21 protein-coding genes and 1 tRNA gene are annotated in these 24,721 nt (G+C 72.1%); 17 read left to right on the top strand and 5 right to left on the bottom strand.

Annotated features, from left to right (window positions below; all coding sequences use genetic code 11):
• Window positions 1-166 precede the first annotated feature (166 nt).
• A complete protein-coding gene (locus M3185_RS13195) occupies window positions 167-1,123 on the top strand; it encodes an NlpC/P60 family protein (RefSeq protein ID WP_251334143.1) in 957 nt (318 codons plus the stop codon).
• 123 nt (window positions 1,124-1,246) lie between these two features.
• Window positions 1,247-1,513, top strand: coding sequence for a hypothetical protein (locus tag M3185_RS13190; RefSeq protein ID WP_251334142.1), 267 nt, complete (start codon window positions 1,247-1,249; stop codon window positions 1,511-1,513).
• Here the strand turns inward: M3185_RS13190 and M3185_RS13185 are convergent.
• Complete coding sequence (locus M3185_RS13185) at window positions 1,431-2,828, bottom strand: DUF4031 domain-containing protein (protein WP_251334141.1); 1,398 nt, start codon at window positions 2,826-2,828, stop codon at window positions 1,431-1,433. The two genes, M3185_RS13190 and M3185_RS13185, sit on opposite strands and share 83 nt — an antisense overlap.
• Before the next feature lie 63 nt (window positions 2,829-2,891).
• On the opposite strand from M3185_RS13185, the gene M3185_RS13180 reads away from it, so the two are divergent.
• The 3 genes from M3185_RS13180 (at window position 2,892) to pcrA (ending at window position 6,524) form a co-directional block, all read left to right on the top strand.
• Window positions 2,892-2,964 (top strand) — tRNA-Arg (locus M3185_RS13180).
• Between the two features lie 306 nt (window positions 2,965-3,270).
• Complete coding sequence (locus tag M3185_RS13175) at window positions 3,271-3,999, top strand: integrase (protein WP_251334140.1); 729 nt, start codon at window positions 3,271-3,273, stop codon at window positions 3,997-3,999.
• 50 nt (window positions 4,000-4,049) lie between these two features.
• Window positions 4,050-6,524, top strand: a complete 2,475-nt coding sequence (gene pcrA, locus M3185_RS13170) for a DNA helicase PcrA (protein WP_251334139.1) — start codon at window positions 4,050-4,052, stop codon at window positions 6,522-6,524.
• 67 nt (window positions 6,525-6,591) lie between these two features.
• Here pcrA and M3185_RS13165 read toward each other — a convergent pair whose 3' ends face one another.
• On the bottom strand, window positions 6,592-7,353 hold the full coding sequence (locus tag M3185_RS13165) for a hypothetical protein (RefSeq protein ID WP_251334138.1): 762 nt from the start codon (window positions 7,351-7,353) through the stop codon (window positions 6,592-6,594).
• 262 nt (window positions 7,354-7,615) lie between these two features.
• On the opposite strand from M3185_RS13165, the gene sucC reads away from it, so the two are divergent.
• The 3 genes from sucC (at window position 7,616) to M3185_RS13150 (ending at window position 11,514) form a co-directional block, all read left to right on the top strand.
• Window positions 7,616-8,785 carry an ADP-forming succinate--CoA ligase subunit beta gene (gene sucC, locus M3185_RS13160; RefSeq protein ID WP_251334137.1) on the top strand — a complete coding sequence of 390 codons (1,170 nt, stop codon included), beginning with the start codon at window positions 7,616-7,618 and terminating at the stop codon, window positions 8,783-8,785.
• A 31-nt stretch (window positions 8,786-8,816) separates the two neighbouring features.
• The gene (sucD, locus tag M3185_RS13155) at window positions 8,817-9,734 is read left to right on the top strand and encodes a succinate--CoA ligase subunit alpha (protein ID WP_251334136.1); all 918 of its coding nucleotides are present in this window, start codon (window positions 8,817-8,819) and stop codon (window positions 9,732-9,734) included.
• A gap of 151 nt (window positions 9,735-9,885) precedes the next feature.
• A complete protein-coding gene (locus tag M3185_RS13150) occupies window positions 9,886-11,514 on the top strand; it encodes an alkaline phosphatase D family protein (RefSeq protein ID WP_251334135.1) in 1,629 nt (542 codons plus the stop codon).
• 71 nt (window positions 11,515-11,585) lie between these two features.
• On the opposite strand, the gene M3185_RS13145 is transcribed toward M3185_RS13150, so the two are convergent.
• Both M3185_RS13145 and M3185_RS13140 read right to left on the bottom strand, forming a co-directional pair.
• Window positions 11,586-11,978 (bottom strand): tautomerase family protein, encoded by a 393-nt coding sequence (locus M3185_RS13145; protein WP_251334134.1) that lies wholly within the window; start codon window positions 11,976-11,978, stop codon window positions 11,586-11,588.
• A 67-nt stretch (window positions 11,979-12,045) separates the two neighbouring features.
• On the bottom strand, window positions 12,046-12,204 hold the full coding sequence (locus M3185_RS13140; RefSeq protein WP_251334133.1) for a hypothetical protein: 159 nt from the start codon (window positions 12,202-12,204) through the stop codon (window positions 12,046-12,048).
• Between the two features lie 459 nt (window positions 12,205-12,663).
• On the opposite strand from M3185_RS13140, the gene M3185_RS13135 reads away from it, so the two are divergent.
• The 7 genes from M3185_RS13135 to M3185_RS13105 all read left to right on the top strand — a co-directional run bounded on the left by M3185_RS13135 (window position 12,664) and on the right by M3185_RS13105 (window position 21,152).
• Entirely contained in the window at window positions 12,664-13,620 is a 957-nt protein-coding gene (locus M3185_RS13135) for a sugar phosphate isomerase/epimerase family protein (protein WP_251334132.1), read from the top strand.
• 40 nt (window positions 13,621-13,660) lie between these two features.
• Complete coding sequence (locus M3185_RS13130; protein ID WP_251334131.1) at window positions 13,661-14,608, top strand: sugar phosphate isomerase/epimerase family protein; 948 nt, start codon at window positions 13,661-13,663, stop codon at window positions 14,606-14,608.
• Complete coding sequence (gene iolC / locus M3185_RS13125; RefSeq protein ID WP_251334130.1) at window positions 14,605-15,591, top strand: 5-dehydro-2-deoxygluconokinase; 987 nt, start codon at window positions 14,605-14,607, stop codon at window positions 15,589-15,591. Before M3185_RS13130 ends, iolC begins: the two co-directional genes overlap by 4 nt.
• Window positions 15,588-16,526 carry a Cgl0159 family (beta/alpha)8-fold protein gene (locus tag M3185_RS13120; RefSeq protein WP_251334129.1) on the top strand — a complete coding sequence of 313 codons (939 nt, stop codon included), beginning with the start codon at window positions 15,588-15,590 and terminating at the stop codon, window positions 16,524-16,526. Before iolC ends, M3185_RS13120 begins: the two co-directional genes overlap by 4 nt.
• Entirely contained in the window at window positions 16,523-18,472 is a 1,950-nt protein-coding gene (iolD, locus tag M3185_RS13115) for a 3D-(3,5/4)-trihydroxycyclohexane-1,2-dione acylhydrolase (decyclizing) (RefSeq protein WP_251334128.1), read from the top strand. Before M3185_RS13120 ends, iolD begins: the two co-directional genes overlap by 4 nt.
• Window positions 18,473-18,483: 11 nt before the next feature.
• Window positions 18,484-20,010: a CoA-acylating methylmalonate-semialdehyde dehydrogenase gene (locus tag M3185_RS13110; protein WP_251334127.1), complete on the top strand. Its 1,527-nt coding sequence runs from the start codon at window positions 18,484-18,486 to the stop codon at window positions 20,008-20,010.
• Window positions 20,011-20,108: 98 nt separating this feature from the next.
• Window positions 20,109-21,152 carry a Gfo/Idh/MocA family protein gene (locus tag M3185_RS13105; protein ID WP_251334126.1) on the top strand — a complete coding sequence of 348 codons (1,044 nt, stop codon included), beginning with the start codon at window positions 20,109-20,111 and terminating at the stop codon, window positions 21,150-21,152.
• 55 nt (window positions 21,153-21,207) lie between these two features.
• Here M3185_RS13105 and M3185_RS13100 read toward each other — a convergent pair whose 3' ends face one another.
• Window positions 21,208-22,221 carry a LacI family DNA-binding transcriptional regulator gene (locus tag M3185_RS13100; RefSeq protein WP_251334125.1) on the bottom strand — a complete coding sequence of 338 codons (1,014 nt, stop codon included), beginning with the start codon at window positions 22,219-22,221 and terminating at the stop codon, window positions 21,208-21,210.
• A 156-nt stretch (window positions 22,222-22,377) separates the two neighbouring features.
• Here M3185_RS13100 and M3185_RS13095 point away from each other — a divergent pair, with 156 nt between their 5' ends.
• Together M3185_RS13095 and M3185_RS13090 are read left to right on the top strand one after the other, a co-directional pair.
• Window positions 22,378-23,556 (top strand): Gfo/Idh/MocA family protein, encoded by a 1,179-nt coding sequence (locus tag M3185_RS13095; RefSeq protein ID WP_251334124.1) that lies wholly within the window; start codon window positions 22,378-22,380, stop codon window positions 23,554-23,556.
• Window positions 23,553-24,560 carry a sugar phosphate isomerase/epimerase family protein gene (locus M3185_RS13090; RefSeq protein ID WP_251334123.1) on the top strand — a complete coding sequence of 336 codons (1,008 nt, stop codon included), beginning with the start codon at window positions 23,553-23,555 and terminating at the stop codon, window positions 24,558-24,560. The genes M3185_RS13095 and M3185_RS13090 overlap by 4 nt, the downstream gene beginning before the upstream one ends.
• Window positions 24,561-24,721: the final 161 nt, after the last annotated feature.

Below are 24,721 nucleotides of genomic sequence, written 5' to 3'. Positions count from 1 at the left end.
CCCCCTCTCCTTCGCTCGTCCGCCGCGGCCGCCGTTCCAGGACCTGGGACGCCCCCCCCTGCCGCACACCGGAGCACCCCGCGTCACCGCGCGGGGTGCGTTCTGCTGTGCCCGGCACCGGCCCGTGCGGGCCCGCTCGGCCCAGCAGAAAGCTCCTGAACCCCCCATGTCTCGTCACCTGAACACCTCGCGCGGCGCCGGCTCCTTCTTCACCGGCAGGGCCCGCACCGCGGCCGCCGTCGCTGCCTTCTCCGGCCTGGCCCTGGCCACCACCGTGTCCGTGCAGGCCGCTCCCGCCCAGGACGCCGGCACCGACGCCCCGCTCTCGGCCGTGGCCGCAGCCACCCCCTCCGCGGCCCCGGCCGTCTCCCTCGAGCCCGTCGCCCACGTGCACAAGGCCGAGAAGGCGGAGAAGAAGGCCGCGCAGAAGAGCGAGAAACAGGCCGCGAAGGCGCAGAAGGCCGAGCAGAAGGCGCCCTCCGCGGTCGCGGCGCCCGCCGCCCAGGCCCCGGTGGCCGTTGCCGCCCCCGTCGCCGCGGCGCAGGCGGTGGCCGCGCCCCAGGCCCAGCCCGTCGCGCAGCCCGCCCCGAAGGCCGAGCCCGTCGCGCAGCCCGCCCCGAAGGCGCAGCCCGTCGCGCAGCCCGCCCCGAAGGCGCAGCCCGTCGCGCAGCCCGCCCCGAAGGCGCAGCCCGTCGCGCAGCCCGCCCCGAAGGCGCAGCCCGTCGCGCAGCCCGCCCCGAAGGCGCAGCCCGCCCCGGTCGCCGAGCGCGCGCTCGCCCCGCAGTCCACGCCCTCCGGCAGGGGGGCGACCATCGCCTCCGCCGCCCTGGGCCAGCTCGGCGTGGGCCAGGACTGCACCGCCCTGGTCACCAACGCCCTGCGCGCCGCCGGCATCAACCACCACGGCTGGCCGGCCTCCTACCTGAAGCTCGGCACGCAGGTCTCCGCCGCCCAGGCCAGGCCCGGCGACCTCGTGTACTACGCCAACGGCGGCATGGGCGCGGCCCACATCGCCGTCTACATCGGTGGCGGCAAGGCCGTCCACGGCGGCTGGAACGGTGGCACCACCGCCGTCTCCAGCGTCTACGTGGGCTCCGGCCCCGTGTTCGTGCGCGTGGGCTGAGCGCGGGCACCCGTTCTGCAGGTGCGCGGTTCCCGATCGACCGGACGGGGACCGCGCACCTGTCTTTTGCCGGCCGGAGCAGTGTGGAGGGCGGAGCCGGGCGCCGCCGATAGAATGGCTCCCATGCCCTCCGACTACAGCCGCAACGCCCGCACGAGCTTGGACCGCGAGTACGCCTACATGGCCTGGGGCATGATCGCCGGAGCCGTCCCCGGGATCGTGGTGGGCTTCGTGGTCGCCGCGTTCGCCGGCCACGCCGCCATGTGGCTGTCCGTCTTCGGCGGCCTCGGCATCGTCCTCGGCCTCGTCACCGGGACCCTGCTGCACCGGGCGCGACGCTCCCGGACCCGGCTGCCCGACCCGCGGGGGACCGGCGCAGCGCGGGAATGACGTGCTCCCGCAGCAGCGGGGCGAGGTCGTCGGGCAGGGCCGCGACCGACGCGTCGTCGAGCGGGAGCCGGCGCAGCTCCTCGATCTCGGCCAGCGGCTCCGGCCGTCCGGTCAGGGGAGCGGTGAACACCGTGCAGCGCACCCAGGTGGCGGCCTCGTTCGCGGCCGGGGACTCGAACTGCCCGAGCAGCCGCAGCCGGTCGGCGCCCACGCGCAGCCCCACCTCCTCCTCCGCCTCCCGCACGGCGGCGGCGGCGGGCGTCTCGCCCGGCTCCAGCTTCCCGCCCACCAGCATGAAGCGGTCCGTGCCGCGCTTGCGCACGGTGAGCAGTGCCCCGTCGTCGTCGAGGAAGCACACGGCCGTGATGGTCAGCACGGCCACGTCCGCCGGCACGCGTGACGAGGAGCCGCCGGCCGCGGCGCGCAGGCGGGCGATCTCGTGCTCGAGGTTGCGCGCGGCGCGGGCCCCCCAGCGCCGCTGCGCCGCCGGGGTCCGGTACAGCGGCTGACGCCGCCACAGCCCCTCCAGCACGCGCAGCCGCCCGGCTGCGAACAGCTCCTCCGGCACGTGCGCGTACTCCCGCCGCACGCCGGCGGTGTAGGCGGCGTACGCTCCCGGCTCCGCCCCCAGGACCGCCAGGTCGGCGTCGAGCAGCAGCGCTCCGGCCTCGTCGCCGGGCGCGGCCGCGTGGTCGAAGGTGAGCAGCACCAGCCGCTCGACCTCCGCGGCGAGGGCCTCCGGGACCCCGGCGGCGCCCAGGCGCTCGCGCGCCAGCGCCGCGGAGTCCCGTTCGTCGTCCCCGGGCCGGCCCCGGTACACGGCGTCGTGGAACCAGGCCGCCAGCAGCAGCGCCTCGTGGACACCGCCCGCCGCCGGCACGCCGCTCTGCGGGACCAGGTGGTCGAGCGCCTCGAGGACGGCGAGCAGGTGGGAGTGGTCGTGGTAGTGGCGGTGCGCCTCCCCCCAGCGCTCCACGAGCTCCGCCCCGAGGCCCGGCAGCGCGGGGAAGTGCGCCTCCCAGCGCCGGCGCAGGGTTCCCGCGAGCTTCTCCGGCCGGGCCCGGGCCGGCACGCGCAGCCCGCTGCGCAGCAGCAGCCGGGTCAGCTCGCGCGCGTCCACGGGCACCGCCCCGGCGACCACGGCGTCCTCGTACAGGCTGGCCCGCACGTCGTAGTGGTCCCGGTCGAACGCCCGGCGCGCCACCCCGAGGCGGTCGGCGAACGCGTGCAGCTCGTCGTAGGACGTGTCGGAGACCAGGTGGGAGAACCGGGTGCCGTGCGCTGGCCACAGCGGGGGATCGATGTAGACGGGCATGCGGTCGATCCTATGCCCGCCCGGTTCGCAGGCTCCCGGGGGAGCCCCTAGACTGTTCGCGTCGCCCTCGTAGCTCAGGGGATAGAGCACGGCTCTCCTAAAGCCGGTGTCGTTGGTTCGAATCCAATCGAGGGCACGCACAGCTGCCGGGGCCCCGGACCGCACGGTCCGGGGCCCCGGTGCGTCCGCGGGACGCCCCCGCCCGGCTCGCGCTGCGGCCGCGGTCCCGCCGGGGCGCGGGCGGTGCCGCTGCGCCGCCGTGCTTCCCGGCCTTGTGCGCCGGTGCCGGTCCCGTGCCGCACTGTCCGGCTGTGCGTCCCCGGCCGAATCGGCCGGCCCAGGAGTAGGCTGAGGCCACCCGCGGCGGCCCGCGCGCCGCCCGGGGCCGGCTCGGCCGAGGACGGCCGGGCCCCGCCGAGGACGGAACACGGAGGTGCCGGTCATGGAACTGTCCATCGGACTCCCGGACGGCCTGCTCATGCGGCTGACCGAGGGCAACGTGCTCACGCTGTTCGAGCCGGACCACGAGACGGTCCGCCGGAGCGTGGACTGCTCGGTCCTCGGGGGTGCTGCCATCGCGGACCTGGTGTGGTCGCACAAGCTCTCGGCCGTGATCGCCGCGGTGCCCTCCCTGCACCGGCTGTTCCGCTGGGACCCGTACACGGACGTGCTGTACGAGTTCGCGGGCACGGGGGAGTCCGGCCGGCGGGACGGGAGGGCGGCCCAGGCGAAGTTCGCCGCGACCGTCTCCATCACCGAGGACGGCAACGGCACCCTGTGGCTCATCGACCGCGACTCCTCGTCCCTGCGCTGCATCGAGATCGACACCGACAAGCCCGACGGCGGCCCCCACGTCTGCACGGTCGTCGGCCGGCGCGGGGCCGGGTTCGCCGACGGCCCCGCCGACGTCGCCCAGCTCGACCACCCCGAGGACCTGCAGATCCTCTACGACGGGTCGATCGTCATCGCGGACACCGGCAACGACGCCATCCGCCACCTCGACCCGGGCACCCGGGAGCTGGACACCGTCTACGGCGGCGGCACGGACGACGCCGTGGAGTTCGACGACGACATCCGGCTGCAGCGGCCCCGCCGGGTCACGGTCGCCGACTCCGAGCTGTGGGTTGAGGACGACAACGGGCGCCACCGGCTCGAGCTGCACTTCGTCTGAGGGCCGTCCCCGACCGGGTGTCCCCGGCCCTCGGTAGACTGGAGGACACGATGGACTACCTCTTCGACAACCCCCTCCTGCCCTCGGCCTCCCTGGCCCGTGCCGGGACGCATGCCGCGCCCCGCCGCCCCGCCGTGACCCCGGAGGCGCTCGTGGAGGGCCTCAACCCGCCGCAGCGGGCCGCCGTCGAGCACGCCGGTTCGCCCCTGCTGATCGTCGCGGGCGCCGGATCGGGCAAGACGCGGGTGCTGACCCACCGCATCGCCCACCTCCTGGCCACCGGCCGGGCCCACCAGGGCGAGATCCTCGCGATCACGTTCACCAACAAGGCCGCCGCCGAGATGCGCGAGCGCGTGGTCGAGCTGGTGGGGGAGTCCGCGAAGTCCATGTGGATCTCGACGTTCCACTCCTTCTGCGTGCGGGTGCTGCGCCGGGAGGCCGCCAGCGTGGGCCTGAAGTCCACGTTCTCTATCTACGACTCCGCCGACTCCCTGCGGTTGATCACGCTCGTGGCCAAGCAGCACGACCTCGACCCCAAGCGCTTCGCGCCCAAGAGCATCCAGCACCGGATCTCCGCCCTGAAGAACGAGCTCGTCGACGACGAGACCTATCTCTCCCGGGTCTCCGAGACCGACCCGTTCGAGGGCGCGGTCGCCCAGGTCTACCGCGGCTACACCGAGCGGCTGCGCGCGGCCAACGCCATGGACTTCGACGACCTCATCGCCCAGACCGTCCACATGCTCCGGGCGTTCCCGCAGGTCGCCGAGTACTACCGGCGCCGGTTCCGGCACGTGCTCATCGACGAGTACCAGGACACCAACCACGCCCAGTACGCCCTGGTGCGCGAGCTCGTCGGCACGCCGGCGGACCCGGCCCAGGACGTCGGGCCGGGCGCGGACCCCGTGCCCCCGGCCGAGCTGACCGTCGTGGGCGACTCCGACCAGTCCATCTACGCGTTCCGCGGCGCGGACATCCGCAACATCGTGGACTTCGAGCAGGACTACCCCAACGCGCGCACCATCCTGCTGGAGCAGAACTACCGCTCCACCCAGAACATCCTCACCGCGGCCAACGCCGTGATCGCCAAGAACAAGAGCCGGCGGGACAAGCGGCTGTGGACCGCCTCGGGCAGCGGCGAGAAGATCGTCGGCTACGCCGCCGAGAACGAGCACGAGGAGGCGCGCTTCATCGCCGAGGAGATCGACCGGCTCCAGGACGACGACGGCTACCGGCCCGGCGACGTCGCCGTGTTCTACCGCACCAACGCGCAGTCGCGCTCGCTCGAGGAGATCCTCATGCGCGTGGGCCTGCCCTACAAGGTGGTCGGCGGCACCCGGTTCTACGAGCGCAAGGAGATCAAGGACGCCCTGTCCTACCTGCGCGCCATCGTGAACCCCGCCGACGACATCAACGTCCGCCGGATCGTCAACGAGCCGAAGCGGGGCATCGGGGACCGCGCCGAGGGCGCCGCCGCGGCGCTGGCGCAGCGGGAGCGGATCTCCTTCATGGACGCCCTGCGCCGCGCCGACGAGGCCCCGGGCATGGCCACGCGCTCGCTCAACGCGGTGAAGGCCTTCGTCCAGCTCATGGACGACCTCGCCTCGGTGGCCGAGAGCTCGGGGGCCGCCACCGTCCTGGAGGCCGTGCTCGAGCAGTCCGGCTACCTCGCGGCGCTGCGCGGATCCCAGGACCCGCAGGACGAGTCCCGGGTGGAGAACCTGGCCGAGCTCGTGGCCGTGGTCCGCGAGTTCGAGCGGGACAACCCCGACGCCGGGCTGCCCGAGTTCCTGGAGCACGTCTCCCTCGTGGCCGACGCCGACCAGATCCCCAACCGCCCGGCGGGCGACGCCGAGGGCGGGCCCAGCGCCGAGCAGATCGCCGCGGAGGTCGCCGAGGCCCGCGCCCAGGGCGTGGTCACGCTGATGACCCTGCACACCGCCAAGGGGCTGGAGTTCCCGGTGGTCTTCCTCACGGGCATGGAGCACGGGCTGTTCCCGCACCAGCGCTCCCTGATGGACGAGAAGGAGATGGAGGAGGAGCGCCGCCTCGCCTACGTGGGCCTGACCCGCGCCCGCGAGCGGCTCTACCTCACCCGCTCGGAGTTCCGCTCCATGTGGGGCCAGTCCCAGTACAACCCGGCCAGCCCCTTCCTCGACGAGATCCCGTCCGAGCTCGTGGACTGGAAGCGCGAGGGGTCCTCGGCCGCGCCGTCGTGGGGGTCCTCCCTGCACGGGGGCGCCGACCGGCGGGACCCGATGCGAGGCTCCTACTGGGGCGCCGCGGCGGCGTCGAACGCCGCGTTCGAGCGGATGGGCCCGTCCCGGTCCACCGCGGCGGGACGGGTGCAGCCGAACAAGGAGATCCCGTCCCTGTCCGTGGGGGACACGGTGGACCACAAGGCGTTCGGCAAGGGCACCGTGGTCTCCCTCGAGGGCGCCGGGGACAAGACGGTGGCCAAGGTCCGCTTCGGGGCCGACGAGAAGCGGCTGCTGCTGCGCTACGCGCCCCTGACCCGCGTGGGCTGAGGCCCTGGGAAAGAACCCCGGGAAGCACGCCGGGGAAGAGCTCCGGGGAAGAGCTCCGGGGGAGGGCTCAGACGAACAGGAGCACCGCCGCGGTCGCCGGCGCCGTCCAGCGCAGCGACTTGCCGGTGAGGTTGTGCACCGCGCCCAGCAGCGTGCAGCACACCAGCGCCGTGGCGGCGGAGGGCACCCCGCCCAGGACCAGCCCGGGCAGGGCCAGCAGCAGGCCGAGCGCGATCCCGCCCACCGGGGTGGTGCGGACCAGCCGGGACGGCCGGCGCAGCTCCGCGGCCCGCTGCACGCACGTCAGCACGAGGGCGAGCAGCAGGGAGCGGCCCACGTGGTAGACGGCGAAGCCCACCATGGCCAGCCACGCGCCACCGCCGTGGACCGCGTACAGGTCCAGGTAGAGCTGGATCGGCGGGACCCGCCACCCGCCCACGAGGAAGACGGGCAGGATCACCCCGAGCAGCACCGCCGCGACGAACAGCACGAGCGCCGTGGTGGCCGTGCTGGTCGTGCGGTCCTCGGGGTCCGGGGCCGGGTCCTCGGCGGGGAGGGGCTCGGGCACGGCGGGGTCCGCCGCCCGGTGGCGCAGCCACGCGACCAGCCCCCGCTGGATGCCGGCCCACAGCCCGCCCAGGCACAGCCACACGAAGACCTGCCAGCCCAGCGGGTAGACCGCGGGGATCTGCCCGGTGAACATGAGCACCGTCCCGTCGGCGACGGCCTCCAGCCCGAGCGCCAGGAACGCCAGGACCGCGACGGTGACGAGGAAGCCGGCATCGGCGGGGGCGAACGCCCGGTTCTCGGGCTGGTCGAGGGAGCTCATGGGCCCAGTCAATCAAGAATCGCGCGCCGGGATGCACCGGGGCCGGGTTGCAGCCGCCGATTCCGCATGCACTACAGTCTCGTACAGGGAGTGCACCGGATTGTCCTGCGCCCGGAACGGCTCCGCGCGACAGCCCGGATGCACCCGCCTGGCCTCGGCCCGGCGGGGTGCTCCGCGCTCCGTTCACCAACCGGTCGGCGCGGCCCGAGTCCCCACCCGGGTCGACACCGACGCACGACTTCGACGAAGAAGGACATCACCCGTGGACCTGTTCGAATACCAGGCACGCGACCTGTTCGAGAAGCACGGCGTGCCCGTGCTCCAGGGCATCGTCGCGACCACCCCGGAAGAAGCAAAGGCCGCCGCCGAGAAGATCGGCGGCGTCACCGTCGTCAAGGCGCAGGTCAAGGTCGGCGGCCGCGGCAAGGCCGGTGGCGTGAAGGTCGCCAAGACCGCCGACGAGGCCTACGAGTACGCGCAGCAGATCCTCGGCATGGACATCAAGGGCCACACCGTCCACCGCGTGATGATCGCCCAGGGCGCCGACATCGCCGAGGAGTACTACTTCTCCGTGCTGCTGGACCGGGCCAACCGCTCCTACCTGGCCATGTGCTCCGTCGAGGGCGGCATGGACATCGAGCAGCTCGCCGTCGAGCGCCCCGAGGCCCTCGCCCGCGTCGAGGTCGTCCCCACGGAGGGCATCACCGAGGCCAAGGCCCAGGAGATCGTCGAGGAGGCGCGCTTCGACGAGGAGACCGCCGCCAAGGTGGTCCCCGTGCTGGTCAAGCTCTGGGACGTCTTCAAGAATGAGGACGCGACCCTCGTCGAGGTCAACCCCCTCGTCAAGACCGGCGACGGCGAGATCCTCGCCCTCGACGGCAAGGTCTCCCTCGACGAGAACGCCGAGTTCCGCCAGCCGGAGCACGCCGCCCTCGCGGACAAGTCCAGCGCCGACCCGCTGGAGGAGAAGGCCAAGGCGCACGACCTCAACTACGTCAAGCTCGACGGCGAGGTCGGCATCATCGGCAACGGCGCCGGCCTGGTCATGTCGACCCTGGACGTCGTCGCCTACGCCGGCGAGAAGCACGGCGAGGTGAAGCCCGCCAACTTCCTGGACATCGGCGGCGGGGCGTCGGCCGAGGTCATGGCCGCGGGCCTGGACGTCATCCTCAACGACCCGCAGGTCAAGTCCGTGTTCGTCAACGTCTTCGGCGGCATCACCGCGTGCGACGAGGTGGCCAACGGCATCGTCAAGGCCCTGGAGATGCTCGGCGACGAGGCCAACAAGCCGCTCGTGGTGCGCCTGGACGGCAACAACGTCGAGGAGGGCCACCGCATCCTCGCCGAGGCGAGCCACCCGCTGGTGACCCTCGCCGAGACCATGGACGAGGGCGCGGACAAGGCCGCCGAGCTCGCCCACGCCGCCCACTGATCCGCCGAACACTACTGAGGAACGAACAGCAATGGCTATCTTTTTGAACAAGGACTCCAAGGTCATCGTTCAGGGCATCACCGGCGGCGAGGGCACCAAGCACACCGGCCGCATGCTCGCCGCGGGCACCCAGGTCGTGGGCGGCGTCAACGCCCGCAAGGCCGGCACCACCGTGGCCCACAAGGACAAGGACGGCAACGACGTCGAGCTGCCGGTCTTCGGCACCGTCGCCGAGGCCGTCGAGAAGACCGGCGCGGACGTCTCCATCGTCTTCGTGCCGCCGGCCTTCACCAAGGACGCCGTGGTCGAGGCCGTCGACGCCGAGGTCCCGCTCGTCGTCGTCATCACCGAGGGCATCCCGGTGCAGGACTCCGCGGAGTTCTGGGCCTACGCCAAGTCGAGGACCGACGAGAACGGCAAGCAGAAGACCCGCATCATCGGGCCGAACTGCCCCGGCATCATCACCCCGGGTGAGTCCCTCGTGGGCATCACCCCGGCCAACATCACCGGCAAGGGCAAGATCGGGCTGGTCTCCAAGTCGGGCACCCTGACCTACCAGATGATGTACGAGCTGCGGGACATCGGGTTCTCCACCGCCATCGGCATCGGCGGCGACCCGATCATCGGGACCACCCACATCGACGCCCTCGAGGCGTTCGAGGCGGACCCCGAGACCGAGGCCATCGTGATGATCGGCGAGATCGGCGGCGACGCCGAGGAGCGCGCGGCCGACTTCATCAAGGCGAACGTGACCAAGCCGGTCGTCGGCTACGTCGCGGGCTTCACGGCTCCCGAGGGCAAGACCATGGGCCACGCCGGCGCCATCGTCTCCGGCTCCTCGGGCACCGCCCAGGCCAAGAAGGAGGCCCTCGAGGCTGCGGGCGTGAAGGTCGGCAAGACCCCGTCCGAGACCGCGCAGCTGATGCGCGGCATCTTCGAGGGCAAGTGATCCGCCGGGCCCCGGCCCGCTGATCCCCGAGGAGGCCCCGTCCGCGCACGCCGCGGGCGGGGCCTCCGTGTCCCCGGCCGCTCATGGCACGGTCCCCGGGGCGTCGCCCGGCGTTAAGCCGCCGGTCGGCGGCGGCTCCGAGGATGGGCGCATGGCTACCTTCTCGCGCCGCGGCCTGCTCCAGGGCTCCCTCGCGGCCTCCGCCCTGACCCTCGCCGCCACGACCCCCGCCGCCGCCGTGCCGGTGACCCGCACCTCCTCGCCGGCGCTCGTGCGCAGGCGCCTGCACCTGCCCAGCGGCATCGCCACGGGCGACGTGACCTCGAGCTCCGCGATCCTGTGGTCCCGCACGGACAGCACCGGCCGGATGCGCGCCCGGCTGCGGGCCGTCGACGCCGAGGGCACGCCCCTGCGCGGGCACGGTACCCTCGACCGGACGCTGACCTCCGGGTGGGTCACGGACGCGACCGACCACACGGTGAAGATCGGGGCGACCGACCTGCCGCCGGGCACCCGGTTCGCGCTGGAGGTCCGCTTCGAGGACGAGGAGGGCGTGCTCTCCGACGTCGCCCACGGCACCTTCCGCACCGCGCCCGGCGGGAGCCGGGGGAGGGGGCGGGGCCGCGGCGGCGCCCGCGGCCAGTCCTTCGTGTGGACGGGCGACACCGCCGGCCAGGGCTGGGGCATCAACCCGGACCTCGGCGGGATGTACGCCTACCGGACGATGCACGACCTCGCCCCCGACTTCTTCATCCACTCCGGGGACACGATCTACGCGGACGGACCGATCCAGGCCGAGGTCGTCGAACCGGACGGCAGCGTGTGGCGCAACGTGGTCGTCGAGGGCGTCACGAAGGTCGCCGAGACCCAGGAGGAGTACCGGGCGCGGCACCGGTACAACCTCCTGGACCACAACGTGCGGGCCATGTACGCCGACGTGCCCGTCGTCGCCCAGTGGGACGACCACGAGACCACCAACAACTGGTGGGCCGGGGAGGTCCTGGAGGATCCGCGCTACACGGTGCGCGACGTGAACACGCTGGCGGCCCGGGGCCGCCGGGCCTGGCAGGAGTATCAGCCGGTCGGGGACGCCCGCGCCCTGCGCCCGGGCACCACGGGCTTCGAGGACCAGCGGATCCACCGCCGGCTCGAGCGCGGCCCCCAGCTCGATGTCTTCTGCCTCGACATGCGCACCTTCAAGGGCGAGAACACCGCGGGCCGGGAACGGGAGGCCACCCCGTTGCTCGGCGAGGAGCAGGTGCAGTGGCTGATCGACGGGGTGACGTCCTCGGAGGCCGTGTGGAAGGTGATCGCCGCGGACCTGCCCCTGGGCGTGATTGTCCCCGACGGGAAGGCGCAGGAGTCGGTCGCCAACGCCGACGACGGCGAGCCGCTGGGCCGCGAGCTCGAGCTGGCCCGCGTGCTCCGGGCGTTCAAGGACGCCGGCGTGCGCAACGTTGTGTGGGTGACCGCGGACGTGCACTACTGCGCGGCCCACCACTACTCGCCCGAGCGGGCGGCGTTCACCGGCTTCGACGAGTTCTGGGAGTTCGTGGCGGGGCCGATCAACGCGGGCGGCTTCGGCCCCAACGCGCTCGACGGCACCTTCGGCCCCGAGCAGGTCTTCGCGAAGGCTGGCCCGGCGGGGGGCTCCCCGCGGGACGGCCGGTACCAGTTCTTCGGTCACGCGCAGCTGGACGAGGACGACGTCCTGACCGTGAGCCTGCGCGACGGCTACGGGGACACCGTGTTCAGCAAGGAGCTCGTCCCGCAGCGGTGAGGACGCGACGAGGACCCGTCCGCGTGCGGCGCGGACGGGCCCTCGGGCGGTGGTGCGGTGGGCGCGGGCGCCTAGAGGTGGCCCTCGAGGAACTGCGCGACGCCGTGGCCGAAGGACCAGTCGGCGCGGGTGTTCTCGGTGACGGAGACGATGAGGTCCTGCGGGTCGAGGCCGGTGCGGTCCTGGAGCCGGTCGGCCAGTGCCCGGTACATGGCCCTCTTCTGGTCCTCGGTGCGGCCCTGCTGGAACACCTGGACGACGACGAGGTCGTCGGTGCGGATGAAGCCCAGGCCGGTGTCCTCGGCGATGATCTGGCCCGGCCGGTGCTCGGTGACGATCTGGTAGCGGTCCCGGGGTGGGGCGGCGAAGGTCTCGAGCATGACGTCCTGGACGACGTCGGCCAGTTCGCGGAGCTGGCCGGGGGTGCGGCGGTTCTCGATCACGTCGATGCGCACGAGGGGCATGGGAGGAGCCTTTCGGTGGAGTCGGGAAGCGGAGGAGGAGCATGGGCGGCCGGTGGGCCGCAGCGGGTCAGACGGTGCTGCAGTCGGCCTCGAACTGCTCCTCGAGGTCCTCCAGGGTCCTGCCGCGGCTCCCGGGCGCGGAGGCGGCCACGAAGAGCAGCACCAGGAGCCCGACGAAGGCGATGAGCAGGAAGGCGCCGAAGCCGAGCGACGTCACGAGCGGCAAGAAGACGAGGGTGACGACCGCGTTGGTGGGACACGCCGGTTCCTTTCGTTCGGGTCGCCGGTGCCATCCGTGGCACCGCCGATCGGATGGGCGCCACCCTGCCGATGCGCGCTGTGGAGCCGGACCGTGGTTCAGGAGGAGGGGCTCCGCCGGTCGTGGTGCACGGTGCACGCAGCTCTCCGGCGGAGGGTTGCGTCGAGGTGCGGGGCCCCCGTCACGCGCGTGTTATCAATATCACGCGTGAAAGGTAGTATGTCAATACATTCGGACAATCGGGTGGAGGTCGGGCGCATCGGCCAATGCTTCGGCGGTCGGGGATCCTAGGGCTGTTTAGACCTTATGTCTTTACAAACTATCCTGGATGCGTATTCTGGTTGTGATCCGGACCACTGATCGGCCCGGCGCCAGGACACCATTCCGCGGCGCCACCCCAGAACGAGCACCAGGAAGCAGGTCACCATGGCGCAGCAGAACGCGACCACCGTCACCGCCGAGTCGGAGCAGCAGCAGAATCCCGTGCTCATCGGCACCGCTCCAGACTCTTGGGGCGTGTGGTTCCCCGACGACCCCAAGCAGACGCCGTGGGAGCGCTTCCTCGACGAGGTCGCCGAGGCCGGCTACTCCTGGATCGAGCTCGGTCCGTACGGCTACCTGCCCACCGACCCCGCCCGGCTCGCCGACGAGCTCGCCCAGCGGAACCTGAAGGTCTCCGCCGGCACCGTCTTCACCGCCTTCCACCGCGGCGCAGAACAGTGGGAGCAGGCCTGGGAGCCCGCCCGGAAGGTCGCGGAGCTGACCGCCGCGATGGGCGGGGAGCACATCGTGGTCATTCCGGCCATGTGGCGCGACGACGTCACGGGCGAGGCCGTGGAGAACGAGCAGCTGAGCGCCGAGCAGTGGAGCGCCCTGTGCGCCGGCCACGACCGGCTCGGCAAGGTGCTGCAGGAGGAGTTCGGCCTACAGCAGCAGTTCCACTCCCACGCCGACTCCCACGTGTGCGGCCAGCCGGACATCGAGACCTTCCTGCAGCGCACCGACCCCGAGCTCGTGACCCTGTGCCTGGACACCGGCCACGCCGAGTACGGCGGCGCCTCCTCCGTGGACCTCATCCGCAAGTACCCCGAGCGCATCGGCTACCTCCACCTCAAGCAGATCGACCCGGTCGTGCTCGAGCGCGTGCGCCGCGAGAACATGACGTGGGCCGCCGCCAACCTGGCCGGCGTCATGGTCGAGCCGCCCGCCGGCCTGCCCGACCTCGCTCAGGTCATCGCGGAGGTTGAGAAGCTGGACCGGCCGATCTTCGGCATCGTCGAGCAGGACATGTACCCGGTGTCCTCCTTCGCCGTCCCGCTCCCGATCGCCACCCGCACCCGTGCCTACCTCACGGGTTGCGGCTCCCGCACCCGCGTCCGCTGACCCCGTCCGTCGTCGCCCCGACCGTCCAGGAGACCCGACCGTGAAGATCGCCCTCGATCCCACCCCGTTCCACTCCACCCACTCGCTGCTGGAATTCCCGGCGCTGGCCCGGGAGCTCGGCTACGAGTACCTGCAACTGACGCCGCACGCAGACTTCCTGCCCTTCTTCAACCACCCCAAGGCCGACGACGACCTCGTCGCCGCCCTGCGGAGGGCGTGCCGCGATGCGGGGGTCCAGATCGCCTCGGTGCTGCCGGTGCTGCGCTGGTCCTCCCCGGACCCCGACGCCCGGGAGGCCGCCGTGCGTTACTGGAAGCGCGCCATCCGGATGACCGTGGACCTCGGGGTTCAGCAGATGAACACGGAGTTCCAGGGCCGACCCGAGCGGGCGGAGGAGTCCGAGCGCGCGTTCTACCGCTCGATGGAAGAACTGCTGCCCCTGATCGAGGCCGAGGACGTGCACATCGCCATCGACCCCCACCCCGACGACTTCGTCGAGCAGGGCCTCGCCGCCTGGCGGGTCATCCGCGGGGTCAACTCCAGGAACCTCGGCTTCGCCTACGTGGCGCCCCACACCTTCCACATGGCCGACGCGCCCCTGGACATCATGGCCGCGGTCGGTGACCGACTGCGGGTCGTGCACGTGGCCGACACCATGGACCACCACCGCTCCCACGGGCTGCGCTACATCACCAACCCTCCGGGCAACGCCGTCCGGGTCCACCAGCACCTCAAGATCGGCGACGGCGACGTCGACTGGAACGAGTTCTTCGGCGGCCTGGCCGCCAACGGCTTCCTCGACCGGGAGGAGACCGTGATGGTTTCCTCCGTGTTCGCCGAGGACGAGAGCGCCCCCGAGGTCTCCCGCTACCAGCTCGCGCAGATGACCGAGCGCGCCGACGCGGCCCGCAGCGCCGCACAGAACCCCGCCCGCGCCACACAGGAGTCCTCCCCGGAGTCCTCGCAGAAGACCGGAGCCCACGCATGAGCTACGACGTCCTGACCCTCGGGCGCATCAGCGTCGACATCTATCCCGACGACATCGGTGTCGGCCTCGAGGACGTGACCACGTTCCGCAAGTACCTGGGCGGCTCCCCGTCCAACGTGGCCGTCGCCGCGGCCCGCCACGGCGAGTCCGCCGCGGTGATCACCCGCACCGGCGACGACCCCTTCGGGGTCTACCTGCACCGCGAGCTGGCCCGCTACGGCGTGGACGACCGGTTCGTCTCGGCCGTGCCCGGGCTGCAGACCCCGGCGACGTTCTGCGCGATCCGCCCGCCGGAGGACTTCCCCCTCTACTTCTACGGGCGCTTCCCCACGGCACCCGACCTGCAGATCCGCGCCGACGAGATCGACACCGACGCGGTGGCCGAGGCCCGCATCCTGTGGTCCACGGTCACCGGGCTGTGCCAGGAACCGTCGCGGGCCGCCCACCTCGCCGCCCACGCGGCCCGGCCCCGGGAGCAGCTGCGGGCGGACCAGCACACGATCCTCGACCTCGACTACCGACCCATGTTCTGGGCCTCCGAGGAGGAGGCCCGCGCCCAGGTCCACGAGCTGCTCCAGCACGTGACCATCGCCATCGGCAACGACAAGGAGTGCGCCGTGGCCGTGGGGGAGGGAACCCCCGACGAGCAGGCCGACCGGCTGCTCGAGGCCGGCGTGCAGATCGCCGTGGTCAAGCTGGGGCCCGAGGGCGTCATGGCCAAGACCCGCGACGAGCGTGTCGTCTCCGCCCCCGTCCCGGTCGAGACCGTCAACGGCCTCGGCGCCGGGGACTCCTTCGGCGGGGCGTTCTGCCACGGCATCAACCAGGGCTGGGCCCTGGAGCAGGTGCTGGACTACGCCAACGCCTCCGGCGCGATCGTCGCCTCCCGCATCTCCTGCTCCGACGCCATGCCCACCCCCGATGAGGTCTTCCAGCTGCTGCGCGAGCGCGGCCGATCCGTTCCCGAAGGAGCCACCCGATGACCACCTCCCCGATCGCGCTCGGCACCGACGCCGATCCGCGCCGCTACGAGCACCTGTCCCGGATCCGGCTCGAGGACCCCCGCGCAGTGCAGCGGGCCGCCGACTCCCGGCGCCGCCACCCCGGTCTCGTCCACGGCCAGCAGAACTTCGTGGTCGCCGCCGACCACGCCGCCCGCGGGGCTCTGAAGGTCCGCGGCGACGTGCAGGCCATGGCGGACCGACGGGACCTGCTGGACCGGTTGCAGATCGCCCTGGCCAACCCGCGCGTCGACGGCGTGCTCGCCTCCCCGGACGTGCTCGACGACCTGCTGCTGCTCGGTGCGCTGGAGGGCAAGCTCGTCTTCGGCTCGATGAACCGCGGCGGCCTGCCCGGGCTCGTCAACGAGATCGACGACCGCTTCACCGGCCACACCGCCGAGGCGTTGAACCGGATCGGCGCCGACGGCGGCAAGATGCTGACCCGCATCTGCTTCGAGGACCCGCACACCACGTCCGTGCTCGAGAACACGGCGCACGCCGTGGACTCCCTCGCGGCCCTGGGCCTCATCGCCATGGTCGAGCCGTTCATCTCCCGGATCACCGAGGTGGGCATCGTCAACGACCTCTCGCCCGAGGCCGTGATCCAGTCCGTGGCCATCGCCCAGGGCCTGGGCGGGTCCTCCGCCCACACCTGGATGAAGCTGCCCGTGGTGGAGGACATGGAGCGCGTCATGGCCTCCACGACCCTGCCCACCGTGCTGCTGGGCGGGGACCCGAGCGGGTCCCCCGACGAGGTTTTCGCCACCTGGGAGGCCGCCCTGGCGCTGCCCGGCGTGCAAGGTTTGACCGTGGGCCGCACCCTGCTGTACCCCGAGGACGGGGACGTCACCGGCGCCGTGGCCACGGCCGCCTCCCTGCTCAAGGACCACCCGGTCCAGGAAGGAGCCGCCCGATGAGCGCGCGCACCCTGTCCGTCTCCCAGGCGCTCGTGGAGTTCCTGGCCAACCAGTGGACCGTCGACCGCGTGGGCGGCACGGAGTACCGGGAGCGGACGATCCCCGGCATGTTCGGCATCTTCGGCCACGGCAACGTGGCCGGGGTGGGCCAGGCGCTGAAGCAGTACCAGGCCCAGGACCCCACGCTGATGCCCTACTACCAGGGCCGCAACGAGCAGGCCCAGGTTCACCAGGCCGTCGGCTACGCCCGGCACACCCGGCGCCGGGCCACCTTCGCGGTGTCCACCTCGATCGGCCCCGGCGCGACCAACATGGTCACCGGTGCCGCGCTGGCCACCACCAACCGCCTGCCGGCGCTGCTGTTCCCCTCCGACCAGTTCGCCTCCCGCGCTCCGGACCCCGTGCTGCAGCAGCTCGAGCGCCCCGACGCCGGGGACCTGACGGTCAACGACGTCTTCCGGCCGGTCTCGCGCTTCTTCGACCGCGTGTGGCGCCCGGAGCAGCTGTTCTCCGCGCTGCTCAACGGCATGCGGGTGCTCACCGACCCGGCCGAGACCGGCGCGGTCACGATCGCCCTGCCCCAGGACGTGCAGGCGGAAACGCTGCAGGTGCCCGAGGAGTTCCTCGCCCCCCGCGAGTGGCGAATCCGCCGCCCCGCACCCGAGGAGGAGGACGTCCGGGCCGCCGTCACGGCGATCCGGGCGGCCGAGCGGCCCGTGATCATCGCCGGCGGCGGCGTGCACTACGCGTTCGCCACCGAGGCGCTGGCCGAGTTCGCGGAGGCCACCGGCATCCCCGTGGCCTACACCCAGGCGGGCGTGGGCGTGATGGACTGGGACCACCCGCTGTGCCTGGGCGCGGTGGGCTCCACGGGCTCCACCGCCTCCAACGCGGTGGTGGCCGATGCCGATCTCGTGATCGGCATCGGCACCCGGTACGAGGACTTCACGACCGCGTCCCGCACCGCCTTCCAGCACCCCGGCGTGCGCTTCCTCAACATCAACGTGGCGGCGTTCGACGCCTACAAGCTCGGGTCCTCCGTGCCGGTCGTCGCCGACGCCCGCAAGACGCTCGTGGAGCTCACGAAGGCGCTGGGCGGCTACCGCGTGGGCGCGGACCTGGCCGAGGTCGTCGCGGCCGAGAAGCAGCGCTGGGACGGCATCGTCGACGAGGCGTTCGCCACCCGCCACGAGCCGCTGCCGGCACAGAACGAGATCATCGGCGCCGTCAACGAGGCCATGGACGACCGCGACGTCGTCATCTGCGCGGCGGGCTCCCTGCCCGGGGACCTGCACAAGATGTGGCGGGTCAAGGACCCCTACGGCTACCACGTCGAGTACGCCTTCTCATGCATGGGCTACGAAATCGCCGGCGGCCTCGGGGTCAAGCGCGCAGCGGTCGACGAGGCAGCCCGCACCGGCCAGGACCCCCGCGACGTCGTCGTCATGGTCGGCGACGGCTCCTACCTGATGATGCACACCGAGCTCGTCACTGCCGTCGCCGAGGGGCTCAAGCTCGTGGTCGTGCTCATCCAGAACCACGGCTACGCCTCGATCGGCGCGCTGTCCGAGTCCCTGGGCTCCCAGCGCTTCGGCACGAAATACCGCTACCTGGACGGGGAGCGGCACAGCTTCGACGACGGCTCGACGCTGCCGATCGACCTCGCCACCAACGCCGAGTCTCTCGGCGTGGCCGTGCTGCGGGTCGAGCCCGGGGCGGGCGTAATCGACCGGCTGAAGGCCGCCGTCGCCCAGGCGAAGGCGGTGCCCGAGGGCTCCGGTCCCGTGCTCGTGCACGTCGAGTCGGACCCGCTCATCGACGCGCCCAGCTCCGAGTCGTGGTGGGACGTGCCCGTGACGGCCACAGCGACCCTGGAGTCCACGAACGAGGCCTACGAGGTCTACCAGGAACACAAGGCCCGGCAGCGTCCGCTGCTCGGGAACTGAAGGAGGAACCCATGACGCAGCAGACCGAGCAGCAGACCCAGCACGTCGAGCACTTCATCGACGGAGCGCGCACCCCCGGTACCGGGGACCGCACCCAGGAGATCTACAACCCGGCCACGGGGAAGGTGTCCGGCATCCTGCACCTGGCCTCCGACGAGGATCTGCAGCGTGCGGTGGCCGCCGCACGCGCGGCCGCCGACAAGTGGGGGGAGATGTCCATCGCCAGGCGCACGGCGGTGCTGTTCAAGTTCCGCGAGCTCGTGGCCTCCCACACCGACGACCTCGCCGCCCTGATCACCGCCGAGCACGGCAAGGTGCTCTCCGACGCCAAGGGCGAGGTCGGCCGCGGCCTGGAGGTCGTGGAGTTCGCGTGCGGGATCGCCGAGCAGCTCAAGGGCGAGTTCTCCGACCAGTTCTCCACCGGCATCGACGTCTACTCCTTCCGCCAGCCGCTGGGCGTGGTCGCCGGGATCACCCCGTTCAACTTCCCCGTGATGGTGCCCCTGTGGATGGCCCCGGTCGCGATCGCCACCGGCAACGCATTCATCCTCAAGCCCTCCGAGCGGGACCCCTCGCCGTCGCTGCTGATCGCCGAGCTGTGGCAGCGGGCCGGCCTGCCGGACGGTGTCTTCCAGGTGCTGCACGGCGGCAAGGAGGCCGTGGACGGGTTGCTGACCCACCCGGACGTGGACGGCATCTCCTTCGTGGGCTCCACCCCGATCGCGAAGTATGTGCACGAGACAGCGACCAAGCACGGCAAGCGGGTCCAGGCCCTCGGCGGGGCGAAGAACCACGCGATCATCCTGCCCGACGCCGACATGGACTCCGCCGCCGACAACCTCACGGCCGCGGCCTTCGGCTCCGCCGGGGAGCGCTGCATGGCGGTCTCGGTGGCCGTGGCCGTGGGCGAGGCCGCGGACCTGCTGGTGGACAAGCTCGCCGAGCGGGCGAGGGACATCACCGTGGGCAACGGCATGGACGCGTCCTCCGACATGGGCCCGGTCATCACCCCGGCCTCCCGCGACCGCGTGGTGAGGATCGTCACGGCGGCCGAGGAGGCCGGCGCGGCGGTGGTCGTGGACGGTCGCGACCTGGTCGTGGACGACCACGAGAACGGCTTCTTCGTGGGCCCGACAGTCCTCGACCGGGTGCGCCGGGACATGGAGGCCTACGAGGAGGAGATCTTCGGTCCGGTGCTGGTCGTGCTGCGCGTGGACAGCTTCGACGAGGGCATCGAGATCATCAACGCCAACCCCTACGGCAACGGCACTGCGATCTTCACCTCCTCCGGTGCCTACGCCCGCCAGTTCAAGCGCCGCGTCACCGTGGGGATGATTGGGGTCAACGTCCCGATCCCGGTGCCCGTCGCGTGGCACTCCTTCGGCGGATGGAAGGCCTCGCTGTTCGGGGACCACCACATCTACGGCCCCGACGGGGTGCGCTTCTACACCCGCGGCAAGGCCGTCACCGAGCGGTGGCCCGAGCCCCACCACGCCTCCGGGGCGTCCTTCGCGTTCCCGTCGTCGTCGGACCACTGAGCACCACCCACCACAGGTGACGCCCTGCCGGGCACGGTCCCGTGCCCGGCAGGGCCTCGCACATTCCAGGCCCCTCCAGGGCCGAGAGAGGACAGACCATGAACACTCCGCTTCGCGTCGCCGTCGTCGGAGCCGGCCGCATGGGCGCCGACCACATCGAGCGCATCCACCGCCGCATCAACGGCGCCGAGATCGCCGCCGTCGTCGACATCGACAGGGCCCGTGCCGAGGCCGCTGTCGCCCACATCCCCGGCGCCGTGGCCCACACCGACTTCCAGGAGGTGCTCGAGCGGGGGGACGTCGACGCCGCCCTGATCGCCACCCCTGGCTTCCTGCACGAGCAGGTGCTGCTGCCCGCCCTCGAGCACGGGCTGCCCACGCTGTGCGAGAAGCCGCTCACCCCGGACGCCGAGTCCTCGTGGCGCGTCGTCCAGGCCGAGGTCGCGGCCGGCCGGCAGCTGATCCAGGTCGGCTTCATGCGCCGCTTCGACTCCGGCTACCTCACCCTGCGCCGGATGATCGAGGAAAAGACCTACGGCGAGCTGCTGACCCTGCACCACCAGCACCGCAACCCCACCACCCCGACCGGGTTCACCAACGAAATGATCATCAACGACTCGGTGGTGCACGAGTTCGACGCCGTGCGGTTCTTCACCGGCGAGGAGATCACCTCGGTGCAGGTGCGCATCGGGCGCTCCACCCGCAACGCGCCGGCCGGCCAGCGCGACCCCCAGCTGGTGCTCATGGAGACCGAGTCCGGGATCCTCGCCCAGGTCGAGGTGTACGTCAACGCGCAGTTCGGCTACCAGGTGGCGACCCAGGCCTCCTTCGAGACCGGCGTCGTCGGCATCGGCGGGGACCAGGAGCCCTACGTCCGCACCGCCGGCACGTGGGGCGGCAGCGTCACCCCCGGCTTCGAGGAGCGTTTCGTCGAGGCCTACGACCGCGAGATCCAGGCCTGGGTCGAGGCCGCCGCCCGCGGGGAGATCGGCGGGCCCTCGGCCTGGGACGGTTACGCCACGGCCGCGTGCTGCGAGGCCGGTGTCCGGGCGCAAGCGACCGGGGAGATCGTCCCCGTCCAGCTCCAGCCCAAGCCCGAGCTCTACGGCGCCGGCAGCGTCCCGGCCGGCGCCGCCCGCTGACGGGAGGCCGTGGGCCCGGTGCCGGGTCCACGGCTTCCGCGCAGGCGGCCTCCGGTCAGCGCGCGGTGCGGGGAGGTGCGGTGGAGGACCGGAGCGTCAGCTCGGGGCCGAGGAGGGTCGTCCCCGCGGCCGCCCGCTCCCCGCCGATCCGCGCCATGAGCCGCTCGGCGGCCGCTGCGCCGACCTGTGCGTTGCGGCCGTCGATCGTCGTCAGCTCGAGCAGGTGCGTGGAGGCGATGGGGGAGTCGTCGTAGCCGACGACGGAGAGATCCTGCGGCACGCGAAGCCCTCGCTCCCTGACGGCCGCCAGTGCGCCCATGGCCATGGTGTCGTTCGCGGTGAAGATCCCGGTCGTGTCCGGCGCTTCGTCGAGCAACTGCAGCGCGGCCCGGTAGCCGTCTTCCTCCGTGGTGCGGCCCTCACCGCGCAGCACTGGAGCGCGCAGGCCCCGCGCCCGAAGGGCGTCCCGGAAGCCCTCAGCCCGCAGGCGCGCCGCTCCGCCGTTACCGGTGAGGTGCCCAAGCCTGCGGTGGCCGAGTTCCAGGAGGTGCTCCGTGGCCAGGCGACCCCCAAGCCGGTCGTCGTTGGCGACGATGTCAGCGTCCGGGATCCGGCCCTCCCGGTGGCCAGCCACGACGACGGGCAGCCCTTGGGGCACGCCCATGGCCCCGGTCGGTTCGGTGGCGATCACCAGCCCGTCGACGCGCATCGAGAGGAACCCGTCCAGCGGGTGCGCCTCCACGTGGGCGTTGAGGGTGTGGTCGGCGACCGCGATCCGCAGTCCGTGCGGGGCCAGGCCCTCCTGCAGGCCACGCAGCAGCTCCACGAACCAGAGATTCCGGTAGTCGTCGATGACGACGCCGATCGTGCGGGTGGTCGCGCCGGCCAGGGCCGAGGCGGCGTGGCTGGGCCGATAGTCCAGCCGGGCCATGGCCTCGAGGACGGCGGTCCGCCGAGCCTCGGACACATGAGGAGACCCGCGCAGGACGAGGGACACCAAGGATTTGGAGACGCCGGCGGCCTGGGCGACGTCGTAGATGGTCGGCGGGCGCTTCGGGACGGAACTCACCCCAGCATTGTCTTCCATTGATTCTCCTGACATGACGGTTGACGTGGTCCAGGTGTGACTCTACTCTCGTTTGGAGCGCTCCATAAACCCGTTTCGTCATTGGCGCGGACGGCGGGGTGTTCCTTGTTCTTCGCTCGTCTCGTCCCTGGAGGGAACATGACTGACAGCATCGGTATCGCCGTTATCGGCGCCGGCATGGCCGGGCAGGCCCATGCGGCGGCCTACCGCGTGGCCCCCACGCTCTACGACCCCGTCCTGCCGCCCCTGCGCTACGTCGCCATCGGCGACGTCAACGAGACCCTGGGCGGTCACGTCGCCCGCCGCTACGGCTACGAGAAGGCCCTGGGGTCCTGGGAGGCGATCGCGGAGGACCCGGAGATCGACGTGGTCAGCGTCGTGATCGCCAACCGCTTCCACCGCCGGGCCGTCGAGGGCCTGCTGGAGGCGGGCAAGCACGTGCTGTGCGAGAAGCCGCTGAGCGACACCCTCGAGGACGCCCGGGCCATGGCTGCCGCCGCAGAACGGGCGGAGTCCATCGCCCGAATCGGCTTCACCTACCGCCGCACCCCTGGCATCGCCGCGATCCGCGACCTGATCCAGGACGGCACTCTCGGGAAGGTCCTGCACTTCAGCGGCCGCTACTGGACCGACTACGGCGTGAACCCGAAGGCCCCCATGAGCTGGCGCTACCAGGGCGGACCCGGCTCCGGGGCGCTGGCCGATGTCGGCAGCCACCTGGCCTACGTCGCGGAGTTCCTCTGTGGCGACATCACCTCCGTGTCCGGGGGCCGGTTGGCCACCACCATCACCGAACGCCCCCTGCCCCTGGGGGCCGTGGTCGGCCACGACCTCGTGGAGGTCAGTGACCAGTACGAGCCGGTGGAGAACGACGACTACGCCGCCTTCTCCGCCGAGTTCGCCGCCGGCGCCGGCAGCCTCGAGGTCTCCCGGGTGGCGGCCGGGCACCCGAACACGCTGACCTTCGAGGTGTTCTGCGAGAAGGGCGCGGCCCGGTTCACCCAGCTGCGCCCGGCCGAGTTCGAGCTCTACCTCGCCGAGGGGCCCGAGGCCACCAACGGCTACCGCACCGTCAACCTCGGCCCCGGCCACGCGTATCTCGGCGGCGGCCTGGCCATGGACGCCCCCGGCGTGGGCTTCGGCCAGAACGACGCCTTCGGCTACCAGGCCCGGGCCTTCCTCGAGGAGGTCGCCAGTCTCGAGGAGACCGCCTCCTTGCCCCGCAACGCCTCCTTCGCCGAGGGCGTGCACAACATGGAAATCCTCGAGGCGGCCGTGGAGTCCGCCACCAACCACGGAAAGAAGGTTCTCCTGTGAAGCTCGGCGTCTACAACGCGATCCTGCACGACCGGTCCCTGCCCGAGGCACTGCAGGTCATCGCCGACCTGGGGTTGAGCGGCATCGAGATCAACACCGGAGGGTTCCTGCCGGCCGTCCACGTCCCGGACATGGACCAGATCCTCCTCAGCGACGCCGCCCGCGACGACTACCTGGGCCTCTTCGAGGGGACCGGGGTCTCGATCGCCGGTCTCAACTGCAACGGCAACCCGCTGCACCCCAAGCCCGAGATCGGACAGAAGCACGCCGAGGACATCCGCCGCTCCATCCGGCTCGCCGAGCGGCTGGGCCAGAACCGGGTGGTCACCATGTCCGGGCTGCCCGGCGGGGAGCCCGGGGCCACCGTGCCCAACTGGGTGGTCAACGCCTGGAACTCCGGGGCCCTGGACGTGCTGGACCACCAGTGGGGGATCGTCGCCGACTTCTGGCGCGAGACCGACCGGATGGCCGCCGACCACGGCGTGAAGGTGGCCCTGGAGCTGCACCCGCAGAACGTCGTGTTCAACACCGCCGACGTCTACAAGCTCATCGACCTGACCGGCGCCACCCACGTGGGTGTAGAGCTCGACGCCTCGCACCTGTTCTGGCAGCAGATGGACCCGGTCGCCGTGGTCCGCGAACTCGGACCCCTGATCTTCCATGCCGCGGCCAAGGACGTCCGGATCAACCGGGAGAACGCCGCGCTCTACGGGGTGCTGGACAACAGCTTCCGCCGCCTGGCGCCCGAGGAGGAGCGCACGAACCTCGGCGGTGACGAGTGGGCCAACGAGTGGCCCAGGAACTCCGCCTGGGACTTCGTGGCCCTGGGCCGCGGACACGACACCGCCTTCTGGGCCGAGTTCCTCACCGCGCTGCACGAGGTCGACCCCGACATGGCGGTCAACATCGAGCACGAGGACACCTCCCTGGGCCGGATCGAAGGACTCGAGGTCGCCGCGACCGTGCTCAAGAACGCGGCGGCCGCCGTCAGCGCCCGGCGCTGAGAGCAGATCCTCCCGGGAGGGGCGGGTGGGCACCCTCCCCGCCCGGGAGGGGAGTCGCACCGTCCGCGACCGCGCGGCCATGGGGACGGTGGGTGGGACGACGGGATTCTCCGCCTCGGTGTCACCCGCCGGGCGCTATGTGTCGGCCATGCGGGGCCAGG

Source organism: Kocuria rosea, assembly GCF_023715525.1.
Classification (GTDB): Bacteria; Actinomycetota; Actinomycetes; order Actinomycetales; family Micrococcaceae; genus Kocuria; species Kocuria rosea_A.
The sequence above is the reverse complement of the archived record's forward strand: the minus strand, read 5'-3'. Positions and strand labels throughout refer to the sequence as shown.